Annotated in this window: 22 protein-coding genes and 1 pseudogene; 4 read left to right on the forward strand and 19 right to left on the reverse strand. The window is 36.3% G+C overall.

Annotated features, from left to right (window positions below):
• The 4 genes from RT269_RS10650 to RT269_RS10665 form a co-directional block, all read right to left on the reverse strand.
• Window positions 1–1341 (reverse strand): SdrD B-like domain-containing protein (locus RT269_RS10650; protein WP_313182490.1); only part of this gene is annotated, 1341 nt, incomplete at its 3' end.
• Between the two features lie 217 nt (window positions 1342–1558).
• Window positions 1559–2545, reverse strand: coding sequence for a hypothetical protein (locus tag RT269_RS10655; protein ID WP_313182491.1), 987 nt, complete (start codon window positions 2543–2545; stop codon window positions 1559–1561).
• A gap of 267 nt (window positions 2546–2812) precedes the next feature.
• Window positions 2813–3193, reverse strand: coding sequence for a VOC family protein (locus RT269_RS10660; RefSeq protein ID WP_313182492.1), 381 nt, complete (start codon window positions 3191–3193; stop codon window positions 2813–2815).
• A 44-nt stretch (window positions 3194–3237) separates the two neighbouring features.
• Entirely contained in the window at window positions 3238–3564 is a 327-nt protein-coding gene (locus tag RT269_RS10665) for a cupin domain-containing protein (protein WP_313182493.1), read from the reverse strand.
• A gap of 186 nt (window positions 3565–3750) precedes the next feature.
• On the opposite strand from RT269_RS10665, the gene RT269_RS10670 reads away from it, so the two are divergent.
• Window positions 3751–4092 carry a winged helix-turn-helix transcriptional regulator gene (locus RT269_RS10670; RefSeq protein WP_313182494.1) on the forward strand — a complete coding sequence of 114 codons (342 nt, stop codon included), beginning with the start codon at window positions 3751–3753 and terminating at the stop codon, window positions 4090–4092.
• Window positions 4093–4219: 127 nt separating this feature from the next.
• Here RT269_RS10670 and RT269_RS10675 read toward each other — a convergent pair whose 3' ends face one another.
• The 6 genes from RT269_RS10675 to RT269_RS10700 form a co-directional block, all read right to left on the reverse strand.
• The gene (locus RT269_RS10675; RefSeq protein ID WP_313182495.1) at window positions 4220–5566 is read right to left on the reverse strand and encodes a DEAD/DEAH box helicase; all 1347 of its coding nucleotides are present in this window, start codon (window positions 5564–5566) and stop codon (window positions 4220–4222) included.
• 761 nt (window positions 5567–6327) lie between these two features.
• Window positions 6328–7641: an MFS transporter gene (locus tag RT269_RS10680; RefSeq protein WP_313182496.1), complete on the reverse strand. Its 1314-nt coding sequence runs from the start codon at window positions 7639–7641 to the stop codon at window positions 6328–6330.
• Window positions 7642–7720: 79 nt separating this feature from the next.
• A complete protein-coding gene (locus RT269_RS10685; RefSeq protein ID WP_313182497.1) occupies window positions 7721–8284 on the reverse strand; it encodes a GNAT family N-acetyltransferase in 564 nt (187 codons plus the stop codon).
• 58 nt (window positions 8285–8342) lie between these two features.
• Entirely contained in the window at window positions 8343–8792 is a 450-nt protein-coding gene (locus RT269_RS10690; RefSeq protein ID WP_313182498.1) for a YaiI/YqxD family protein, read from the reverse strand.
• 112 nt (window positions 8793–8904) lie between these two features.
• The gene (locus tag RT269_RS10695) at window positions 8905–9435 is read right to left on the reverse strand and encodes a GNAT family N-acetyltransferase (RefSeq protein WP_313182499.1); all 531 of its coding nucleotides are present in this window, start codon (window positions 9433–9435) and stop codon (window positions 8905–8907) included.
• Between the two features lie 148 nt (window positions 9436–9583).
• Complete coding sequence (locus tag RT269_RS10700) at window positions 9584–9811, reverse strand: PDDEXK nuclease domain-containing protein (RefSeq protein WP_313182500.1); 228 nt, start codon at window positions 9809–9811, stop codon at window positions 9584–9586.
• A gap of 861 nt (window positions 9812–10672) precedes the next feature.
• Between RT269_RS10700 and RT269_RS10705 the strand changes: the two genes are divergently transcribed.
• The 3 genes from RT269_RS10705 to RT269_RS10715 are packed head-to-tail and all read left to right on the forward strand — an operon-like array spanning window position 10673 to window position 12062.
• Window positions 10673–11359 (forward strand): flavodoxin family protein, encoded by a 687-nt coding sequence (locus RT269_RS10705; protein ID WP_313182501.1) that lies wholly within the window; start codon window positions 10673–10675, stop codon window positions 11357–11359.
• Window positions 11346–11798: a MarR family winged helix-turn-helix transcriptional regulator gene (locus RT269_RS10710; RefSeq protein WP_313182502.1), complete on the forward strand. Its 453-nt coding sequence runs from the start codon at window positions 11346–11348 to the stop codon at window positions 11796–11798. Before RT269_RS10705 ends, RT269_RS10710 begins: the two co-directional genes overlap by 14 nt.
• Window positions 11799–12062 (forward strand): hypothetical protein, encoded by a 264-nt coding sequence (locus RT269_RS10715; protein WP_313182503.1) that lies wholly within the window; start codon window positions 11799–11801, stop codon window positions 12060–12062.
• Window positions 12063–12136: 74 nt separating this feature from the next.
• On the opposite strand, the gene RT269_RS10720 is transcribed toward RT269_RS10715, so the two are convergent.
• The 9 genes and pseudogenes from RT269_RS10720 to tnpA form a co-directional block, all read right to left on the reverse strand.
• A complete protein-coding gene (locus tag RT269_RS10720) occupies window positions 12137–12796 on the reverse strand; it encodes a DUF4145 domain-containing protein (RefSeq protein ID WP_313182504.1) in 660 nt (219 codons plus the stop codon).
• Window positions 12797–13215: 419 nt separating this feature from the next.
• Entirely contained in the window at window positions 13216–13737 is a 522-nt protein-coding gene (locus tag RT269_RS10725) for an SF0329 family protein (protein WP_313182506.1), read from the reverse strand.
• Between the two features lie 297 nt (window positions 13738–14034).
• Window positions 14035–15675: a hypothetical protein gene (locus tag RT269_RS10730; RefSeq protein ID WP_313182508.1), complete on the reverse strand. Its 1641-nt coding sequence runs from the start codon at window positions 15673–15675 to the stop codon at window positions 14035–14037.
• A gap of 1155 nt (window positions 15676–16830) precedes the next feature.
• The gene (locus RT269_RS10735; protein ID WP_313182510.1) at window positions 16831–17553 is read right to left on the reverse strand and encodes a hypothetical protein; all 723 of its coding nucleotides are present in this window, start codon (window positions 17551–17553) and stop codon (window positions 16831–16833) included.
• Window positions 17554–17625: 72 nt separating this feature from the next.
• The gene (rhuM, locus tag RT269_RS30385) at window positions 17626–17805 is read right to left on the reverse strand and encodes a RhuM family protein (RefSeq protein WP_331664134.1); all 180 of its coding nucleotides are present in this window, start codon (window positions 17803–17805) and stop codon (window positions 17626–17628) included.
• A gap of 774 nt (window positions 17806–18579) precedes the next feature.
• The gene (locus RT269_RS10745; protein WP_313182512.1) at window positions 18580–19416 is read right to left on the reverse strand and encodes a pentapeptide repeat-containing protein; all 837 of its coding nucleotides are present in this window, start codon (window positions 19414–19416) and stop codon (window positions 18580–18582) included.
• A gap of 649 nt (window positions 19417–20065) precedes the next feature.
• Window positions 20066–21605 (reverse strand): annotated as a pseudogene (gene tnpC / locus RT269_RS10750) (IS66 family transposase).
• A gap of 86 nt (window positions 21606–21691) precedes the next feature.
• Window positions 21692–22048, reverse strand: coding sequence for an IS66 family insertion sequence element accessory protein TnpB (tnpB, locus tag RT269_RS10755; RefSeq protein ID WP_158418561.1), 357 nt, complete (start codon window positions 22046–22048; stop codon window positions 21692–21694).
• Window positions 22042–22416, reverse strand: coding sequence for an IS66 family insertion sequence element accessory protein TnpA (gene tnpA / locus RT269_RS10760; protein ID WP_313182515.1), 375 nt, complete (start codon window positions 22414–22416; stop codon window positions 22042–22044). Before tnpA ends, tnpB begins: the two co-directional genes overlap by 7 nt.
• Window positions 22417–22534 lie beyond the last annotated feature (118 nt).

Here is a 22534-nt window from a genome sequence, read left to right on the forward strand (position 1 = left end):
CCCTTCAACTCTCGCCTGAAACGTCACTTCTGTAGTAGTTCCACCTGGAATATCCGGCAGCGGAAAGCCTGTATTAGGATCGGCTCCTGGCTCAGGAACTCCATTAACCATTGCACTTCCAGATATGAATAATAGACCAATAGGGATGCTATCCTTAAAAAATACATCTGTCAGAGGACTGGTACACGTATTTGTTAATTCAACCGTATACGTTACGATATCGCCTACTTTTGCAGTAAACGTGCTGCTTGATTTAACTGGAGTAAATGTTGGTACTAAGATTTCCTGTAAAGCAACATCATCAATCGCATAATCATTCCCTACAACAGCTTCTCCTTCACTGAAGAATTCCACTGTAATTTGAGTGTTATTCATAGAATTAATGACAGTTCCTATTTGTTTCCACTCTGGTGCATTTATATTAACTGGAATTTCAACTCCTAATGCTTGCTGAAACAGTACATTGCCGTTTTGATCAAGGATTCTGACACCTAACTGTGCTGGCGGAAAGCCTGTTACTTTAAAAAGATTAAGAATCCAGGTGCTGAATAAATAATTCGTATTCGGTGTAACCGGTACTGCAGACCTAAAAAATACGGCTCCTGGGTTAAATCCATTTACTACCATCATTCTTCCGGTTTCATTTCCTGTCGTATGGTCAGCGATACGCCACCAAGCCCCTATAACATTGCTCATTGCATCTGTCATAATATTTTGTACCGTATATTCTCCATCAATTGGTGTAAACTTAGTTGGATCCGGTACTACATACGTAAAATCTGGTGTAACATTGGGATATGGTTCGACCGCTGGTCCTGTATTGGCTGGTGTCCCTGACGGGAAGAATCCAAATGTTCCGTTATCTGCATCTGTAATAAGATTCGTATTGGATACCGTTGTACATGGGTCTAATATCGTTGCAATTGGTGTATAAATCACTGGGCCATTTAGTATATTTTGATTGGTTACATCCGCTCCTGTTACTGTTATTAATATTGTGTTAGGCGTTAAACAATCCAGGTTTGTTGACCCTGCGGGGGGATTTACAACAAAATTAATAGGGGGTGTTGCCGCTGTAGGAACTGGTCCTGCCATTGCCAGGGTAAAATCACCTGGTGTTGGTACTCCCCCCGCAGTACCATACGCTTCTACAATTCTATAGCTGCCATTTGGAACATTAATAAATGCATAATTTCCTGCAGCATCCGTAAGAACTACCAGCCTGACACCTGTTGTTATATTCTGTAATACAACAGGTACATTTGCTATTCCAGAATCACCAGCATCAATAGCAGCACTTCTATTTCTATCAAATATAATTTGACCTGATACTGTTGCCATATTATCACTCCTTTATATGAATTCTGTAATACTATAATATTCTTCCAAACTTTTATTGGTGACAGCCTAATCCTTTTATACTTACTCCCGTAACTCAAACTTCACGTTTTATCCTCTTTAAATTTGGGCATAAAAAAGAGAACCTTTTTACAGTTCTCTTAGTTTTAATTTTGATTATATCAATTGATATTTATGAAACCCTTAAACGCTTCTTTCTTTAGAATTTACTTGAAAGGTAATTGACTATTGTACTTATATCTTTATTGTTTCCGGAATCATTTATTTCCTGGCTCAGCTTATCGTCTCTTGTAAACGCCCCGTCATCCTCTTGCAGCAAAACGGTGGCTATTGGTTCTCCAGACGCACCATCATAGTTGTCTTCCGCAATAATAATTATATCCTTTAATCCATCCTTATTTACATCCTGAAATGAAACTGCTTTAACATCTACGCTGTAAGGGAGACCTGCATAGATATAATTAAGAATATCTCCTTCTTCATTGGTTAAATAAAATACTACAGGTATATGGTTTCCACCTGTTAATTTACCTGATACAAATTTAACATTACCCCATGAATCTAAATCCACCATAAAAGTTTGATCTTTGGTAAGTTCAAAACCATTTATATTTTTAAGATTATCTGGAGAAAATTCAAACGTACCTTCCGGAAGGCACATAATTGTATCTTCGGATCTCTCGGTTATTGTAATCGTGGCCTCAATGGTATTATCAGGTTTCAATAAAAGTTCAACAGTTCCCTTATTTCCCCTCGAATCATTTACAAGCTGGCACTCTGCTGTATCATTTATAATAGTTCCTTCAAGTTCCGCGCTATCCATATTGTATGCCGGGGCATTGCCCACTACAGTGATCTCCCCCTGGATTTTACCATCTGCAATTTTTGAAATTGTAATACATACGCCGCCGTTATCAGGAAAACCAGTATCAGTATTTCTGACCCATGTTTTTTTAAGATATTGCTTATAGTCAGTGGTGTTACTTGTTGATGCAGCCGTTGTAGCTGCGGTAGTTGTTGTTATGGGGATACTCTCTTCTTGAGATTCTGTCGTTACACTATTTTCTGCAGAAGTCTCCAGGGATGGCTTCTCATTTTGCTGCGGATTATTGGTTGAAGCATTTTTCCCACAGCCTGCAATTAGGAGAGAGATTGTGATAATTGTTAACAGCATCTTTTTATTCATTATTACCTCCGATGGCAGTTCTATTAGACTTTGTTGATAAACATGATCATGAGTATATGAAACAATTCCTATTATATCATTATCTCATCTAGCTTTCTATCTTTATTTGAAAACTCTATTTATCTGTTGCCTCATCTGTTTTAATAGCAGGCTTTCCTTCCGCACATCAAATATATGTCAATGAATAAAGAATCCTGGGTCTCATGGCAGAATACAATAGCCAGGGGATACTTCATCACTCTCATGTCCTTTATAACAAATTACATGTTACCCTCGAAACTCAATGAATTCGCCGTCAGGGCCTTGAAAAACAACTCTTTTCCAGCCCTTTTCCTGAGGAGTTCTGGGCTCAGGGTTATGTGGCTCAGTTACAACCGGGATCCCTGCATTCTTAAGCCTTTGATAATCGGAATCAAAATCATCGCTAATGAGACAGAAATGATATCCCTTATTCTCCTTTTCATTTGTCCAGTGTTCAAACTCTAACACGGTATCGCCCAACTGAAGGTAAACAACCTTTTCAAGGTTCGGAACCCCGGGAACATCGTGTTCGTAATATTTTTTAAATCCAAAGTTTTTTTCATAGAAGTCCATCGACTTTTGTCTGTCTTTTACTGAAAATGCTACATGATCTATTCGTGTAAACATGAAACAATACCTCCTCCGCTCAATCTTGATCTTTTAAATATGATTTAATTCTTTTTGGAAGTTTCAATTTTAATCTGCAGAACGACCCAATTGTCAGAACTGGTATTATTGAATCCGTGCGTCTCACCATTTGGGGAGAAAATTATATCCTTTTCCTTCACATGCATTTCTTCATTGTTTATAGTAATGGTACCTTCACCAGAAATTACATAAAAGACTTCATCGATATCTGAATGCTTATGATCAGGTGTTGTTTGTCCTGGGGTATATAATAAAAGTCCTGTATCCAACTGGCCTTCTTTGAAAATTGCCTTACGCGCACTTTTATCCGCTGCAAAATCTAGTATATCGTCAATATTAATTTTTTTCATTTTTAACTCCTATCTATTTGAAATAGTATTCAGCAATCATTATCCATTTAAATCGGAACCAACCGGTTTAATGGTACTGCTGTATAATCACTATAATATCGTTACATACTTTTTGCAAGAAGGCACTATTTTGTGCTATACTAACCAAATAGTAAGTAAATACAACAGTTGATAGGAGTGATCATAATGCCGTGTGATAAATTATGCCCTATTGAGCATACCGTCAATCTGATCGGGCACAAATGGAAGGTACTTATTCTGAGAAACCTATTCAATAACGGTACACAAAGATTTATTGAACTCAGTAAAGGAATCAACGGAATAAGTCAGAAGATGCTGACTCAACAGCTTCGCCAGCTGGAGGCCGATGGGATAATTGATAGAAAGGTTTATCCGGAGGTACCCCCAAAGGTCGAATATTCTCTTACGGAACTTGGAAAATCTTTAAGTCCGATTATGGAGGAAATGAATCGATGGGGATTAGAGCATCTAAAACAAAGCAATCGAAATAAGCAAAATAATGGGTAATTTTAATTTCATCATTCAAATCTTATCTTTATGGAAAAAAGGAATGCCGGCGTAAGTTAAACACCGGCATTCCTTTTTCTATATTTCCTTACTTCATCAAAATCTATGGTACAACGGAAGAGCATATCTACCGCTTTTTGTCATTCTTTGAAAAGTTATTAAAACTCCTTTTTTCTTTTAATGTTCCATCTGCTGTCATACGATACTTTTTCTTTGATGATGAAACACGATCTATGGAAGCTGTATGCAATGATCCTCTCTTTGGCGAAGCACCCGTTTTCGCTGTTTTTGCTCCATCTCTTCTTGGCTGCACAACCTTTATCGCCGGAAAATTGTTCACTAATGGGTAGGGATGATCTTTTATTTCTGTTATTTTCTTTCCAATCAATTTTTCAATATCGTTAAGTTGTCCTTTTTCATCAAAATCGCAAAAAGATATTGCTGTTCCACCAAGTCCTGCCCTGCCTGTTCGCCCAATACGATGCACATAAGTCTCTGGTATATCTGGCAGGTCATAATTAATAACATGGGTTAACTCATCTATATCTATTCCTCTTGCCGCAATATCAGTTGCAAGCAATATTCGCAATGTTTTGTTTTTAAAGTTGTTTAATGCACTCTGACGTGCTCCTTGTGATTTATCACCATGAATCGCCCGCGCAATCACGCCATCCCTTGATAATTGCTTCATAAGACGATCCGCCCCGTGCTTGGTACGTGTAAATACCAGCGCTGAATCTATATTTTTATCTTTTAGAATGTGCAAAAGCAAATCCTTCTTATTACATTTATCAACAAAATACAGATACTGCTCAATGGTATCCACTGTTGATGATACCGGAGTGATTTCTATTTTCGCAGGACTCTTTAATATCGTACTGGCCAGCCTGGCGATGTCTGGCGGCATCGTAGCCGAGAAAAGTAATGTTTGCTTTTTTAATGGTGTTTTGGCAATGATCCTTTTAACATCATGAATAAATCCCATATCCAGCATGCGGTCCGCTTCGTCCAATATAAATATTTTAATATGTTCTATATTTATAATATTTTGATCGATTAAGGCTAGTAGTCTTCCTGGTGTTGCCACCAGTATATCTACCCCTTGCTTTAATTTTTCCTCCTGAGGCTTTTGAGATACGCCCCCAAAGACTACACAACTTTTTAAATTGGTGAATTTTCCATAAGTATTAAAACTTTCATAAATTTGCAGAGCTAACTCTCTGGTCGGTGTTACGATTAAAGCCCTTATATTTTGTTTTGCCCGATGAGGCACTTTCTCTTCGCTGAGCAGCTGAATCGTTGGTATTGCAAATGCAGCTGTTTTTCCGGTACCTGTCTGGGCACAACCAAGTAAATCCCTGCCGCTTAATATAACTGGTATTGCCTCTTCCTGTATCGGCGTAGGAACATCATAATTTTCATTTTTCAAAGCCTTAATAATATCAGGCATAATATTTAATTCTTTAAATTGCATAAATTCTCCCTTTTATTCTGTATTGTATTAATTTATCTCTTATCTGACGCTTGACCAAGCCAGTCCATTCAGAACGGAATGATCGTCTAACTTTTAATTATTTCGTTTTTTACCTCCCCACTCTCACAACTCTTCCAAAACGGGTAATAGAGTTTCTGCTTTATCTGTCAGAAGTACTCAACTTTAGGAGGGATTCCATTTACCACCAATCACTGACATTGTATAGCCAAAAGGTGTATCCTGAATATTTTTAACTTTACCATACAATCAGCCAAACCCATATTTACATACACTATCCTTTCGAATAGTACCTATCAGTATAGTGCTTGCTATTCTTTTATATTAGCTTAGTATATACTAAGCTTACTTTAAAGTAAAGGAAAGATAATAATGACGAATACTAAAACCTACAAACACGATCTTCCATAGGAAGACAAACACGGTACCGCACAAGGCTGCTGCGTTAACGGCACTCTATATATTTCGGGTCAATTCTCCCATGATATGCAGGGCATTTTATTGGAGAGGGCCATACCCTCTCGGTGTGTCAGGTATGGCGTTCCCTGACCAGCTGATTGAAATTCGTGCTGTAGCACATATAACTATATCGTTCACAGGGTTACAAGGTGCCAGGAAATCAGGCTTCAAATTGGCCCAAAAAAAAGAACCGCTCCCTTACTTTATGACAGGGAGCAGTTCATTATACGCCTCTGTTATTTATCAACTCTGGATTAAAAATCCTAATGCTACCGATGAAAGAGTTAACCATGAGCCACAGGATTATCAACTTCCCTATGCGCTTTACCGAATTCAGGATCACGGATACGGCCAACGATAATAATTGCTACGATGTAAATAGTAAATGTAAACACAAATGGCAAGCGGCGGTCAATACTTGATAACCAGCCAGCAAAGTAGCCAAATGGTGAGGCAAAAGCAATGGTAAAGGACATAATCAAAGCATTAATACGAGCACGCTCCTTCGGATTAATATTTAGCTGGAGCAAGGCATCTTTACGAGGAATTACAAGGGCACTGGCTACTGCTGCAACAAAGACATAAATGATAATAAACGGCATACCACCGATCGGAGTCAGTATCAGAAGAATGGAGCACGCAGCATACAATACCAGACCGATCCACATAGGAATCCGGAATTTTACAGATTCCAAGCGGTGCTGCACTCCAATCATGAAAATCAACATTACAGCCGCATTCAAAATAGGAAAGAATGCCAGATAGCGATCCGCTATACCTAACCTTTGTGTTACATACAGGCTAAAGAAGTTAGTACTGACAAGATTCGTTATATGTAATATCACAGAGACAATAAGCACCTTCATAATCTCTTTGTCCATTAGCACTTTGGGTATCAGATCCTTGTATTCATATAACATCTGTAAAACAGTGGTATCTTTCGTTTCGGTCATACGAATCTTTCCTTGCCGGGTTTCATCACAATACCGAAAAGTAACTATTACCTTAATCAGCATATTCACAGCGAAAACAAAATATAAAACACGGACAACCGGTACCACGGTAAAGGAATTTATCAACAATCCCGAAATTGGTGCAAAAAAGATTGCAACTAAACCGCCTATATTCACCCAGGTATAGATTCCTAATAAATCCTTGGAATCTGCATCTTCAATCAATAAACAATACCATGCAGTCTGGTTAATCTGTTCAAAACTGTTAAATAAAACTGCAATTAAAAAGAGCCAAAAGTTACCCGAAACAGACCATATCAGACAAGCGACACACCAACCAAAGAAATCACCCATCATGGTGGTAAATTTGCGGCCAAACTTATCGGTGATGATACCACCGAAGAAGGAAAAAAACACCTGGACAAACATGGCAACCGATAGAATCAGTCCGATTTGAACGTCCGTTATTCCCTGCGTGTACATATATAATGTAGCAAAAGGTGCGATCAAGTTATACGGAATACCCCAGAGTGGTTCCATCAAAATCAGAGTTCTTGGATTCCCTTTGTTATTTTTTAATAATTCAATTAATGGGTGCTTCCGCAGAGTTTTTATTTTTTGTACTGTATTCACTGGTTTCTCCATTTTCCCCGCCTCGGTTGTGAGATAGAATCCTGATAACCTGAGGTTTACATATCAACATCCACTGTTATCCTTACATGAATCACTTCAATAAATCATTATTTAATAGTGAGAACATTTTTAAATCCTGTTGTTTATTTCTAAAAAAAGCATATCCCTTTAATAAGCCTTCGTAATCAAACCCTATCTTCCTTAACAGTTTTTCTGAATTCTTATTTTCAGGATATACCATCGCTTCAATTCTTGACAATTGCATATTACTAAAACCATATTCTATAATTGTTTTTATTGCTTCTTTTGCATAACCTTTCCCCCAATAATCTTCATGTAATTCATATCCGATTTCAGCTCTTTTATGTCTATGATTCCAATTATGAAATCCGCAAGTACCAATTATTATATTTGATTCTTTTAGTTCAATCCCCCAACGTATTGCGAAGTCTTCGTTAAACGAATTTTTATAACGAATGATAATACCTTTCGCTGTTTCTACATCTATTAAGGGAAACATTCCAAAATATTGCGTAACTTTCTCAGATGAGAGAACAGAATACATCCTTAACGCATCGTCTTCAACTAATTCTCTAAGTATGAACTGACTTGTGGATAAAATTGGAAATTCACTTGGCAAAATTCTATTATCCATAACATTAACCTCCTTACCCTGGATTAATAAATGCAAATTTTATTCAAAAATCTGATCGTTATCTTTCACCAGCATGGGCGATTAATTTTCGAAACGATTCTTCAAACTGCTTGTCATCTTCCTGAGTTCTTTTTCTTGGTCCACTCAGATGATTTTTAGATTTTGCTCTCCTCGCAGCTTTTGCCATATGCCGCTCCATAAGAAGTTGATCTATGTTGTCATTGGTATACCATCTTCCAGATTGATGAATCGCATAAGCAGCTTTTCCCAATACCATTGCTGCCACACCATAATCCTGGGTTACCACAATATCACCGGATTTACACAGGTTAACCAATGCAAAATCCACTGCATCTGCTCCTGCTCCGATAACCTTTATCACGCTATAATTGGACTGTAACACATGATTGGTATCGCATAGGAGACAGACTTCTATCTTATTCTCTTTTGCTATCTTTTCCACTATTTTAACTACCGGACAGGCATCTGCATCCACATAAATCTTCATTTACTTCTTCCCCCTCATTCAGCATACGTTAACAAACAGTCACCTCCACTGCTACTCTACTATTAAATCCTTTATATTACAAGTTCCATTTTTCCAATTATATCATAGCAGATCACAGAACAATCCAATATCTCTGTATGATACCAGATTCACTTATGCCCACCGTATCCTCTACTTCACTTTCCAGTATTCCACCATTGTCTATAATGACCTTTGAAGAAGCAATGTTTCCTTTATCGCAAGTCAACAAAACTCTCGCTTCATTTAATTCTTTACATCTGCATAATATTAATCTCAGGATTTCCTTGGCATATCCGTTTTTTCTTTCTAATGGTCTTACACTATATCCGATATTACCACCATATTTCAGCAAAAACTCTGATAAGGGATGCCGATAATCTATGATTCCAATCAGCTTATTATCGGAAAGTCTTACTGCTAAATAAACTTCAGAAGGAACATATGCATCTCCATATTTCTTTGATAATCGTCCTTCAAAATTTAGCCAGTCATCATATTTATCAACATCTTCCAAACCAGCGCAACCGTCAAAACTATCATTATTTTTCAGCATTTCTGCTTTATATTCCATTACCTGGTTTTCATATTCTTTAGACGGTACTACCAATTTCACTCTATACATAATGCTACCACCATTCAATTTTCTCTCTTAATGCACTTTTTAGTTATCAATTCGACAAAGCTCTAACCATTTGCCAAAACATTGGTGTCAGAGTATAGAATTTTAAATTGTGCAATGGTTCTTGCACAATTAATTATTAATCGCATTTTCAATCTCTTCTATATGTAGGCAAACTTGGTTTCATATCTTCCGACAATTCTCTTGTAAGCGGTTGCTCCCATTCTGCTACACCAATTGGATTCTTATAACCAGATAAGGAATACTCTGCCACAATCTTATTTTTATTTTTTACTAATAGCAGACCAATCGTTCGTTTATCATCTGGATGCCTTAGCAAATCATCAACGACATTCTGATACATAATTAGTTGATTCACAAATCCTGGTTCAAAAGTTCTATCCGCTTTATGCTCTGATTATATCGTATTTGAAATGGGATTGGTAGAGATACTTTTGTCCTAAATATAAAAAAGCAGCTTATGTCTAAAAATATAGTCTTGTAGACAGTCGCAATTTAGTATTCAGGCGAATATCCTCTAAAGAAATACTCTTATTCTGTGGCAAATCAATCTCGATTACATATTTTCAAAATCGTTCAATGCTTCATTACAAAACAATTACGTACTGCGATTCATCTATTTCCGACATGATTTGACGCAAACCTCACAGTGTGTAGATGCTGTGATTCGGATTCACACAAGGCGTAATTTGGACTTGCCGGAATCGTTATCGTTCATGCTGAGCCGGATCATAAACTCTTTTTTTGATAATCACTTCATTCCTGCTTTTCAATTATACCATATCTTCATGTGGCCGTTGACAGAAATATTCATGCTCGCGTATATGGGCTGCATTCAGCAAATAAGTATTCTTGTCATGCTCACCGGGGCGGTACTTTTCCATGATTTCCGCCGGTGCCGCATCAACCCACGCATTGAGGCTTTGCGCCGCCATAACACCGCACTTCGGGCCAAGTTGGAGACGTTGTCAAAGACCTTGGTAAATATGTTAATCATCGCATTCCTCCCAGCAAAAATGCCACGGTCTTTTTCAGTGGCAGAGCATTTAGTCTTCCTGAAACGCAAAGCAAGGCAGATAATTTAAATCTGCCTTGCTTTATTTTATGCCTGATAACCAACTACTTGACATATACTTGATTCATCAAATATTCTCATTGACAAGAACCAGTGAGAACAATTATACTTGATGAATCAAGTAATTATATGATAGGATGAGCTATGAGAATACTACTGATTAACAGTAGCTTTAGAAAAAATGGCGCCACAGCGAAAATTCTGAATGAAATACTTAAAGTTCTAAAGACACATGATGATATTGATGCGAGTATTCTTCATTTATCAGATTTCAAATTAGATTATTGTAAGGGTTGTTCTCAATGTTTTCAAACAGGAGAATGCTACTTACAGGATGATGCGGAACACATATCAAATCTAATTGCAGAAGCAGATGCAGTGGTTGTAGGAGCACCCACTTATGCAAGCAGTATCCCCGGACAGATGAAAACATTGATTGACCGTGGACACTTTGTTATGGAACAGCTGAACCATGGGAAATATACTCTTTCAGTTGCCACCTATGAAAACGCAGACGGGATATCCGTTGTCAAATCTTTAAATAAACTATTCCTTTATTCCGGGGCAGTGCTAAGCGGCAGCATTTGCATCAAAACGGTTTTTAATCAGGAACCTCTCAATAGCCGATCAAAAAAAGACAACGTGCGGAAGCAGGCGGAAAGGCTTTATTGGAATATGACAAAGAGAGCGAAAGGAAATATCATACACCGCATCATTCATCATACTGTTTTTCATGTTGGCATAAAACCCTTTGTTCTCAAAGAAAAAACAAGATATTCCGGGGTTCTTGACCATTGGAAAAGGAGAGGGATTTTTAATGCAGCAGTTTAAGCTATTTGATACACTCGGTTTTTTAACCATTAATACGGCCTTTCAGGCTAAACAGAATCTAAACAGTATTTTCTTGCGAAACGGTATAGATGCCTCGATGGATCAATTCGTCATCTTGTCAGTGTTATTGATAAATAACGGTATTGTGCAAAAAGCATTAAGTGAACAGTGCTGCAAATCAGATTCCAATATAACCAGGATATTGAATGTCATGGAAAATAAAGAGCTGATTGAACGGAAAAAAGGTAAGGATGCTCGCAGCCGAAGTATTTTTATAACACAGAAAGGTACGCTTCTGTATCAAAGACTGGCTCCACTTGCAGCGGCATACAACAGCCAATTGTTTGAAGGTTTTTCTGAAGAAGAAATAATAATATATCGAGGGCTTCTCATGCGTATGAGAGAAAACTTAATGAAGCGGGAAGGTGAACGCAAATAAATGGAAACCCCAATTACTAATTGTTATACAGCTACAGGCAATAGCTATACAGCTGCGAAAGCGATATCCCTTCAAATCGGGGCAGAGCTTTTGCCCATTACTCGTGTTCCCCACCTTTTTATGGGTTTGCCGGGTATCGTGGAAGAGTTTGTCCGAAAAATCTCCATTGACGGCAACCCGTATCTATTTGGCGTTACCACCAGCGGTCCAATGCCGGGGGATTCACCCGGACATCTCAACCGCATTCTTTTTGGAAAAAGGTAAGTCCCTGCATTACAGCTCCCAAGTATTTGAGTATATGAAAAAGATTACAAAGCGGCATTACTGCACCTTGATAGTCATTTTTTTCGTTCGTTATAATCCATTCTCCTTTTTAAATCTGCTAACTTTTCTGGATATACATAAGCATAGTCGAGAATCATACGATAAATATCATCCAGAAGCTGTACATCCCATATATCCAACCGAATCCCAGAAGCATGTGAACCAAGATTCCCCACTTTACGTATCATATTTATCATTTCTTTGAGAAGCTGTCCGGGAAAAACCCCTTTACTTGATAAATCCTCTAGTTTCGCGTACAAATTGCTTCCTTTTGCTTGTTTATCATCACATAACAGTTCTAAAGAGGCCCTAATCTGATTTGCAAAAGCATTTGGAGCTTTTTCTCTAATGGGTCTTATTTCTCTATAAATTTCACGTATATTTTTAGGAATCCCGTTTTCGAGTTCCCCAAATGAAGGATATAATAATGTTAAATTAGAGGACAATATATCACCACTCCATATAAAATCTCCATATAGAGAAACACAATCACATGTAGTACATTTCAATACAGCAAATTTATAGGGCTCATAATACTTTCCATCATCCATTTCTTCATAAAGTTTTTGTCCAACTGACTCATAAACTAATTCCTGTACTGTTTCGTTAAAGCAGTGCCCACACATTTTTACTATTTTTTCTTTGTTGATTTTTTCATGTTCTTTTTGTTCCATGCTCTCATCCTTTGTCTATAATATTTTAAGATTTAGATTTCTTATATCTATTTCCACTTTATTTTTTCATACAGTTCTCATTCAGTTGATTACTATTTCCAGCACAATTCGACACAAACTTCACAATGTGTTGATGCTGTAATACAGATTCCTGAAAAGCATACTTTGTCCTTGGCGTAGACATTAAATTGACTAAAGCTTATAGAAGAAAGATACCCGTTGAAGCCTTGAGTTTGTCAACTTACATTTACTTATGCCGTTTGAAGCTGGTTGGACCTTGGCTAAAACCCATATTTCAGTAACAGTTGATTGAATAATATTGAAAACCAATCGCCAGGTAGTTGGATGCTACGCTAGGCGCTATAATCACACTGGTCATATTTATTATTACCTACAGCAGCCACCGTGCAGTCTCCTTCCTATTCCTCATAATTCTCCACATTTAATCTTAACCTATAGAACCGTTGAAGCCATTCACTTTGCTCTTCCATCGTTTCTTTCAGCTTTCCGAGGCTTCTTTTACCAACTCGTCTATCTAAAACAGCAAACATTCTTTCCAATGGATTTACAGATTGTATGCTGTCCTGAATACTTTGATTTCGGTAATTCTCCAACGACTTACAGAATTCATTATCCGTATATTCTTGTCTAGCTTGCATTGGAACAGAATCCATGAGTGTCCAAAACTCATCCCAGTATTCGCCTATACCAAAGTGATTTGAATTCTTTTTATATCCTTTTTCAATAAAATAAGTATTCACTGTTTCCCAAGAAAACTGCTTCACCAGTTTGTTATCAATGTGAACTTCGAAAATATGACACCCATCCATGCCAACATAAGTAGTACAGTTATACCGAATTCGTCCGTGCAAACTGTCTGCAAGCATTTCCTGCTCAAGATATTTTCGCATTCCACTCCATGATCTTAATATTTTTCCCATTCAACTCCCCCTATAACTCCAAGTTTACCGGCTTAAACAGTTGCTAACCTTAAAGCAATAATGAGACCAACTCCATTTGCCAGACAGCGTCTGGCATTTTTCATAATTGGATGTTTCTATCATACTGTACATGACTGCACTGGCATCTGCACCTGCCACAGAAGTGCGGAACTAGAAAAATCCGCATAAATATCTCGGAATTTTCGGAGAATTTCTTCTTCCATTATAGAATTCAAACATTATCTATTCAATTTTACTTTGGTTATGCTACTATAATCCAACCATAAACCTAACCTTTTACTTGTTATCTTTCCTCTCGACTTTATTAAAAATCTTCGTATCTGTCTTTATATTTTCTTTTTTAATAAGTGTTTGTGCCGTAGAATCTATTACTAGTATGTTGTCGTTTATAACATCATAGTCCGATACAATAACATACTCTACGTCCTCATAAATAACAGCATAATTATTATCAATTATTTTATAAGATTTCTGATGAGCAGCCATGTCTCTTCCGTAAGCATAAGCCATAAAAACATATAGTGAGATACCAAATATCAAGATAAACAATGTAGAAAAGCTCATAAGTTTGTGCAATAAAATAACCTCTCCATTTTTGCTTTTATCTTTTTGATTTCTAAACGAAATTGGCATCAATAATCCTAGTATATATCCCAGTACTGTTAGTATTAGGGAATCTATGGCTAATTGAATAACTGTTTGTGAGTTTAATATAAAATTATGATTAACAGTCACTTCGTTTAAAAGAAAAAACACAAACAAACCGCCTGACGTGAAAGTTAATAGTATGATTAGTTTAAACAACTTTTTGTACCAAGTTTTTTTTGAAGTTAGAATAGCAAACGGAATGTAATTAAGAGCAATATATATTATAGAACCTGCAGCAAATAATAATATTATATACAACATATTTTCATTGGAGATATTAATATATGTATGACTAATCCCCCAATAATCAAGCTTACCACATATAAATACGTAAAAAAAACCTTTTAATAGAATAGATGTTAAACCAATAGCAAGAGTGAACATAAAAGTAAAAATCCCAACATGATCATTTATATATTCAATTTTTTTAAAAAAATTGCTTTCTTTCAATTCATTTATTAGCTTCTTTTCTTCTTTTGTATACTGCTTATCTAATGACTGATTAATGCTATTTAACTTAAATCGTTTCATTAATTTATCAAACTCAACTCCGCTCATACCTACATACATATGTTGAATATATGATTTTCCAAATTTACAGAGGTTTGACAACGAAAATTTACATATCCATATTATTTTAAATCTATGTAGTATTTTTATTTTAGCATTATCTTTAGACTCTTTAAATCCCATACGTACAAATACAATTTGATATTTACCGAAAACAGTGAACATATATGAAATGGGAATATATAAAACTGAAAATACAATAGGTATTAACAAAGTAATCAAGGTGTCTAATACATTAAGAGTACCCAGTCTGCACGTTGCAATTGATACAGTTTCATATAAAAAAATTATATTTATTATAATAATTATGACAGAAATTAGTTTTTTGGCAGGTCTATACTCACTATTTGTGGCAGCTATTGCATCAAGCATAAAAATAAAAACAAGTACGGGTACCATAATAATTTCCCAAATTAATGGAAAAGTAAAGGAACTCACAAAAAACTCCGTAAGTACTGTCAACTTAAAATTGCTTACTACTGCTTTTCTAAAATAGTGTTCCTCGAAGCTTTTATTAATTGAACCAAAAAACAAGGGAGTTCCAACAAATATTACCCAAAGTACAATATCTTTAATAAATATGCTTTTCCAAAGTGAGGTTCTGTAAAATAGATATGTTATGCCTAAAGAATAGGCCATCATAAAAAAGAAAGGTAAAGACAATTGTATTGAACGAGCAGTTTTCAAAAGATCAATCATGCATTTCCGCGTAGGTTTATATAATAACATCCATGCAATAAAGATGATAAGCCATATACCTATTGAAGTCTCTCTTGTTGAAAATACATTAAACAAATAAACCACCCCTTATTCGTAAATTATTAGCCAGGATCAAAAATCGCATTCATTAGCATTTATGCGATTTTGTAAAACGACTTTCAGGTCGTACCAATATGGTACTTACATTCCCATTTTGAATGTGATAATCTATACATATCCATTTGGATAACCTCCTTTGATTAATTTGTGCGGTTGTGAACCCACACTTATTATATCACTGGAGGTTTTTTACTTGACGCTAAAGCTGACTGTGGTCACACCTGCATAGCAGGTGGTTGATTAAAAGACTGCCATACAATCAAACTCCCAGAATTATTTATAATATAATCCTGGGAGTCCTATTCTTATTGATATGTAATATATCTATTTAATTTTAATGATTTATCTTTCATTAAGCTCAATTCTCCATTTTTATCATTCTAATTCTGTATATTCTACCCCAAAAATAAGACATATAATAATAAGTTTGCTTTTTAAACAAGTTATTTTTATTTTACCATATTACAAGAATAAGGTATATCACTTGTACCAAGTTTTTTGTCGACACATTTCGACAATTATTTCAGAGTGCCGTGAGGAGATAAAAAAGATGATCATTGAACCCAATATCCCCTTGGTGTCAGCTAATCCTTTTGCTTGACACTAATGTTAACATTGTAAACAATAAAACTTTCAAATCCTTGTCTATGGATTGCCAGCTTGAAAGCTTTATTCGGTACAACTTCCCAATTCTGCATAACATAAATATAAATGTAACCATAAACAAATTTCCTTTTATTGTAATACTGCAAGTTTAAATAAAACATCATATTGGAATTGTATAAAGGGGAAAACTTTACTCATGGCCCTCGTCACTGTTCTTGCTATTATTTTTTTGATTCTGTTTACCATTAGCGATAGCAAGAGCAATAAAACAGCAACCACTTAGAACATACACATAGTTTTTGCCAATCAATGCAGCGAGAAAAAGCAAATAGCCGTTATTAAATTTAGAATAACAATTATTTTATTCCTATCTCTCATGGTGTTATCCTTTATGGCAAATGGAAAATTCAAATTTGTACCAAGGCCATCTCATTCAAGCTTAAAATCCTTGTCAAATCTTGATTGAAAGTAAGAAAATGCTTTGTCGGGCTTTCCAAACCGATCCCGAAGATTTGCCACCGCCCTTTTATTAAGTTCAAGATAAGAAAAATAAAAAATATCAGCGTGTTTTCTCCGCTCTGGCAACCTTTTTTCCGTAACACCAATTAGAATAGGCTGCGAAAAAAATGCGGCATATTCTTGCAGCTGCGGTGTCGGATCGGCGGCACCCAGCTTTACTTCAAATAAAACATCTCTGCCAGAGCGTGGCTCTTTCGCCAAGAGGTCAAGACGGAAGCCTTCAAACACGGCTTCACGTTTTACCAAGGTCAGTTCCGGAAAAATATCTGGAAAACCCTCCTCTATCATTCGGACATAATCCGCCTCCTTATGCTGCTGATCATCTTGTGCAACATAAGCCGCTTCTGCGAATACTTCCATCAGCATGTCGATATAAAAGTCACCAAACTGACTACGGAAATTATTCAGCAAGGAAAAGAATATTCGATTTATCATAGCACTATGCCACTTTTGATGAAAAGCTGCGAGGTTATATAAGTCTTTTGGTTCTCGTACATCTTCCAGTTGTCGTAATATATTACTGATTATAATTTTCATACTTTCCCATCTAATATAGTGCAATACTTCATGCTGCGGAATAGATAGTTTCAAAAAGCTTTGAACAGAATCATTCAGTACCGACCAATTATACATAATACCGCCTCACGATCGTTAAAAATAAACATGTTTATTTTGAGAAATTAGTTACTATATTTTCATTTATCGCTATTTATAGGTGCATCTTATTCTGTACGGCTTTAAAAAACGTTTGGTGGTTTTCGCATCTTTATCGTAATCAAAAGCTGTAGCATACAAATCAGTAATTTTTTGATAGAGCTTACGCTCAGAAAGACGTATTTCACGGATATTTTGTAGCTGTCGTTCAAAATATTTATCTGTGAACATATGACCTTTTTAAGACGTTCTTTATCCATCGTCCAGCCTTGAATAGTATAATCTTTGACAATTTAACCTGACCATTTTGGGAAAGAGAACCGCATGGTCACTACTTACCTTAAACCCAACAGAGATAATCATCTACAAATTATAATGGATAACTTCACGATTAACCTGACGCGAACCGGAAACATATTTTTATCATAGCTATTATTTAAATCCAACCGCCTTCCCTTATTTTCGACATAATTCTATAATTATCTCACAATGTCTTGTTACTGTAATTCAAATGCCAATTGGGACTGATACCCTCTTGGCATAAAGAACAAAAAAAGTTCATATTTATCCTCTGAACATTTTTTTGTTCTTTATAACAGCATATCTTGAAAAGACATTAGTCTACTTCAGTGCAATTTTTATGAATTGATATTATATACTTGGTTTTAGTCTCACTGTTACTCTAATTAATCCTCTTTCTTCTTAATCTTCAAGTCTCAGAACATTACTTACCTTTTTATTAAATACCTTCATCCTATCTATTCTTGCCAATAATGAAATTTGACAACAAATTATCATTTACAATTTAGCAAGACTGTAACCCAAAGCACACAATAAATAATTGCTATTTATATAATGCTATGATACAATAAAGTTAGTTCGGTGCCTTGGCAGGCATGATATATTTATTATATCGTATGGTGGGTTCGATTCCCCCCTGAACCAAGTAAACAAGTGTTAAAATGTTTGTTTATTTGGTTCAGAGGAAAATAAATTTACCTTGAACTATTTTAGTAAACTTGGACGTAACCGCTTTACTAAGTCAATAATTTCTTCATCTAGTTTTGCATACTTCAAAGATTTACACTTAACTAGATCGGGAACATGAATATTTTTACAGCCAATTAAATTTGCTCTTTCTAAATTGCAATCTGAAAAATTCACTTTTTTTAGGTCGCAATTTTTTAATATAGAATACTTCAAGTCTACATTTGTAAAGTCTGTCATTTCAAGATTACAATCATACATTTTGATACTCGACATATTAGCATCTTTGCATTTTAGTAATCTTAGTTTGCATCTTTGTATTGTACAAGATTTAAAAGTAGTATTTTCACAAAGTGCACCTTGCAAATCGCTTTCAATAAACATAGAATGCTCAAAATTTGAATTACTAAGTATAGATCCCATCATCTGACATTCAATAAACTTCGTTTCCTTTAATTTAATATTAAACAAATAACATTTAGTTAGATTGAGTGAAAACACGTTTTCTTCTTGCAATAATCGTATTAATGAGCGTAACTTGAATGCCGCCTGCTCACTAAACCAAAAGCGACATGCTTCAATTTCATCCAAGTATTTTTTTATTGTATTCTTTGTTTCCCAACGGCTTAAAAGTAATGTTAATAGAACACTAAAAACTAAGAAGTCTAAAAGACTGCTATACATTCCAGTCACAATAGCCTCATAAAAAGAATCCTTGCCCCAAATTCCAAAAAAGTTCTGAAGAGGCAACATTTCATATAGCACAGTTAGTAAAATTGTAATAAAAAAATATACAACAAATATTATACATAAGATTGTTATATTTGAACTTTTATTCTTTCTTTCTTTTTTCATATTAACCCTCTCTTTAAACTATATATTAATTTCTCATTATTTATATAATGTAATGTTCCCCTTATTTCATTTTACCTATAGCTTAATTTCCATATTCTAAAAACTTTATATAATAGTTTTCTGCTTTAGAAGTGCCTACTAGATGTAAAGGCTCTTATTTTTTTAATATCTCTACTCTTCTAATCAACAATTTCTATTAAGAAACATAGATACATATTCCCTATATAATGTTCTTAGATCCTACAAATTTTTAGATTATTGTACCATAAGCATATAAAAAAAGATAGGAAAATGTTTTTTATTCTTAATCTTACATCTAAAATTAACCCTTTTAGTCTGACATAATTTTTCTTCTTTTTCTTAATTAACAACTTTTATATTCTTAATTCTTCGGTAACTAAAATTTAATCTAATTAAGCATTACTATTATTACAAATACATAAACTGCAGTCTGCTCACCTCTAAACATCTTAATGGAACAATTTTCTGAAATCAACCCAATGATGTTCTACTCTAATCTTAATATTATGACGTTCTAATAATATATCGAAAAAAGTTAACATTAACTTTGCATTCTTTAGTTGTAAGTGTCAAATAAGTTGGTGTATAGAAAAACAGACAGCCTCTGTTTATAATTGAAGGCTGTCTGTTAACGGCAAAGTTTTTGAATAATCGGATCCCATGGCATGTATTCTTCCAGATATTCTGGATATTCAAGAAATGAAATTCCGGGAATATCGCTGAGAATGAACTTTATGTACTTCCATGGATTTAATCCATTGGCTTTGGCTGTTTCAATTAATGTATAGATACCCGCACTTGCTTCTGCCCCTTTGGGACTTCCTGAGAACAGCCAGTTCTTCCGGCCAATTGTAAATGGACGGATGCTATTCTCTGCCAGATTGTTTGATATGCTGCAGTTGCCATCAAGAAGATAATTCATCAGTCCTTCTTTTTGGTTATTCGCATACTGAAAGGCTTTGCCCAGTCTGGAACTCGCGATAACTTTCGGTGAGGTCTCTTTTACCCACGACCAAAAGGCATCCAGTACAGGCTTTTCCTGTACTAGACGCTGTTCCTTCCGTCCTGCTGGGGATAGAACTTCCAGTTTTTTCTCAATCTCAAAAAGCTGATTGATATATCTGACTGCCTGGGCTGGAATGGTTGCCTCCGGGCTGTCGACATCCTTGGGAAGTGCTTCAACAAAGTATCTCCTCAGATGAGTCCAGCAGATGCACAGGGTAATACCGGATACTTTTTCATAACCTTTGTAAGCATCGGTATGAATGAATCCATGGTATCCCTTTAAATATTTCTGGGGATATGTTCCGCTCCGCCTTGGCTGATAAACGAACTGGCGGACTGGCTGCCCGGAGTTTTTGATGGAGCAGTATACCCACATATAAGAATCCGTTGTATTCTTCCGGTCCGGTTCATTCATGACCTGTACCGGCGTTTCATCGATGTGAAGGTATTGCTGCTTTAACAGTTTTTTATGAAGAAGCCCAACCACCGGGGAAAGCCAGTCCCGGTAACTGATAAGGATCCAGTTTGACATTGTTGCACGGCTTAAGGCTACTCCCAGGTTTCCCCATTCCTTTTCCTGACGGTATAAAGGAACAGCCAGCTCATACTTTTGATGAATAACCCATGCAACCGCTCCGGAGGAAGCATAAGAGTGCTGGATGACCGGATAAGGCATTGGGGATTTCTCCATATATTCTTTTTCTTCTTTACGGCACTTTCTGCATTCAAAGGTCTCACGGTAATAATCAATGACACGCACGCTGGCAGGAATGAATTCAATCTCTGTGCGGACGAATTCTTCCCCAACAGATACAATGGGAGTGCCACAGGTCTCACAGAAACGGTCCTCTTCCGCAAGCGTACAGAGTTTCTTTTCATGAAGGAGATCCTTTAGCGGTTCTTCCTTTTGCCCTTTATGTTTCCAACGGCGATAAGGAGGCAACGTCTTTTAAATCTGGTTCTGCAGCCTTCGGATCTACAGAGGTCTCCGCTTCATCAAAAAGAGACATCTGTCCCTCGAGTCCGAGAGATGATGTCTGCTCCGTAGTCCTGCCATAAAGTTTTCTGGTCAGAAAAGCAACCTTTTCATGAAGAAGAAGGTTCTCTTTTTCTAACTCAACGATGCGGTTTTCGAGATTTTCAAGCTGATTGTTATGCTCCATTTAATGACAGTTCCTTTGCTTATTAACTGTCATAATTATACCATAAAGATACGGTAAAATCCAGTAAATACGGCATTTGAGGACTTTTATATGATCCTTTCTGGCTGAGATTTCTTCACTGCTTTGGGCTGGTTAATGGACAGGCCTTCCATGAGCCACCGAAACTCCTGTCCTGAAATCAGCCGTACTTCAGCCTGTGTTCTTGGCCACTGGAACGTTCCATTCTCAAGCCTCTTATAAAGTAAGACAAAGCCATCCCCTTCCCAGAAGAGAGCTTTGATGCGGTTACATTTGCGTCCACAGAACAAAAACAGGCTGTTGGAAAAAGGATCAAGTCTAAAGTTTTGCTGTACAATGGCGGATAGGCCATCAATGGATTTGCGCATATCCGTATAACCGCAGGCAAGATAGATATGTTCTGCCTTTGAAATATCGCCTAACATAGATGCCTGATGGTACGAAGGGTATTTTCGATTGTTTCCTGGTCCGCACCATTCTGGATTTCCAGAGTTGTATTTCCAAGTCTGATAATAACAGCGGTTGATGAGCTTAAATTGGCAGTTGTATGCGAAACTTCAGCAAACATAGAGGGCTGGGAAGCAACAGTTGGAACTTTAGGTTTTCTTTCAGCAGGAATTGCATCAAACGCTTCGCGCTTGATCTTGCGAAGCCAGTAATAATAGGACTTTATACTGACATCATGAGCGGTGCACCAATCAGACACTTTCTGATTGCTTGCCCTGCATTCCCCAATCCGTTCAATCCAAAGGCTGAGTTTCTGGGAATCAGTTGCTACGGTTAAGTAATCCATAGATAAATCTCCAATCCCTTAAGGTACTTAAGTTCCTTAAGACTTTTAGAATTAGAGACATTATCTCACAATTAAAAGTCAAAAAATATACACCGACATATTTGACGCTTACCTTTAG

This window comes from Lacrimispora sp., assembly GCF_032078915.1.
In the GTDB taxonomy this organism is placed as follows: Bacteria; Bacillota; Clostridia; order Lachnospirales; family Lachnospiraceae; genus Lacrimispora.

Bases quoted from the DNA above. Each gene is read 5' to 3' on its own strand.
- RT269_RS10655 (WP_313182491.1), bottom strand. From the start codon at position 2,545: ATGAATAAAAAGATGCTGTTAACAATTATCACAATCTCTCTCCTAATT.
- RT269_RS10660 (WP_313182492.1), bottom strand. From the start codon at position 3,193: ATGTTTACACGAATAGATCATGTAGCATTTTCAGTAAAAGACAGACAA.
- RT269_RS10665 (WP_313182493.1), bottom strand. From the start codon at position 3,564: ATGAAAAAAATTAATATTGACGATATACTAGATTTTGCAGCGGATAAA.
- RT269_RS10670 (WP_313182494.1), top strand. From the start codon at position 3,751: ATGCCGTGTGATAAATTATGCCCTATTGAGCATACCGTCAATCTGATC.
- RT269_RS10675 (WP_313182495.1), bottom strand. From the start codon at position 5,566: ATGCAATTTAAAGAATTAAATATTATGCCTGATATTATTAAGGCTTTG.
- RT269_RS10680 (WP_313182496.1), bottom strand. From the start codon at position 7,641: ATGGAGAAACCAGTGAATACAGTACAAAAAATAAAAACTCTGCGGAAG.
- RT269_RS10685 (WP_313182497.1), bottom strand. From the start codon at position 8,284: ATGGATAATAGAATTTTGCCAAGTGAATTTCCAATTTTATCCACAAGT.
- RT269_RS10690 (WP_313182498.1), bottom strand. From the start codon at position 8,792: ATGAAGATTTATGTGGATGCAGATGCCTGTCCGGTAGTTAAAATAGTG.
- RT269_RS10695 (WP_313182499.1), bottom strand. From the start codon at position 9,435: ATGTATAGAGTGAAATTGGTAGTACCGTCTAAAGAATATGAAAACCAG.
- RT269_RS10705 (WP_313182501.1), top strand. From the start codon at position 10,673: ATGAGAATACTACTGATTAACAGTAGCTTTAGAAAAAATGGCGCCACA.
- RT269_RS10710 (WP_313182502.1), top strand. From the start codon at position 11,346: ATGCAGCAGTTTAAGCTATTTGATACACTCGGTTTTTTAACCATTAAT.
- RT269_RS10715 (WP_313182503.1), top strand. From the start codon at position 11,799: ATGGAAACCCCAATTACTAATTGTTATACAGCTACAGGCAATAGCTAT.
- RT269_RS10720 (WP_313182504.1), bottom strand. From the start codon at position 12,796: ATGGAACAAAAAGAACATGAAAAAATCAACAAAGAAAAAATAGTAAAA.
- RT269_RS10725 (WP_313182506.1), bottom strand. From the start codon at position 13,737: ATGGGAAAAATATTAAGATCATGGAGTGGAATGCGAAAATATCTTGAG.
- RT269_RS10730 (WP_313182508.1), bottom strand. From the start codon at position 15,675: ATGATTGATCTTTTGAAAACTGCTCGTTCAATACAATTGTCTTTACCT.
- RT269_RS10735 (WP_313182510.1), bottom strand. From the start codon at position 17,553: ATGTATAATTGGTCGGTACTGAATGATTCTGTTCAAAGCTTTTTGAAA.
- rhuM (WP_331664134.1), bottom strand. From the start codon at position 17,805: ATGTTCACAGATAAATATTTTGAACGACAGCTACAAAATATCCGTGAA.
- RT269_RS10745 (WP_313182512.1), bottom strand. From the start codon at position 19,416: ATGAAAAAAGAAAGAAAGAATAAAAGTTCAAATATAACAATCTTATGT.
- tnpB (WP_158418561.1), bottom strand. From the start codon at position 22,048: ATGTTAGGCGATATTTCAAAGGCAGAACATATCTATCTTGCCTGCGGT.
- tnpA (WP_313182515.1), bottom strand. From the start codon at position 22,416: ATGGATTACTTAACCGTAGCAACTGATTCCCAGAAACTCAGCCTTTGG.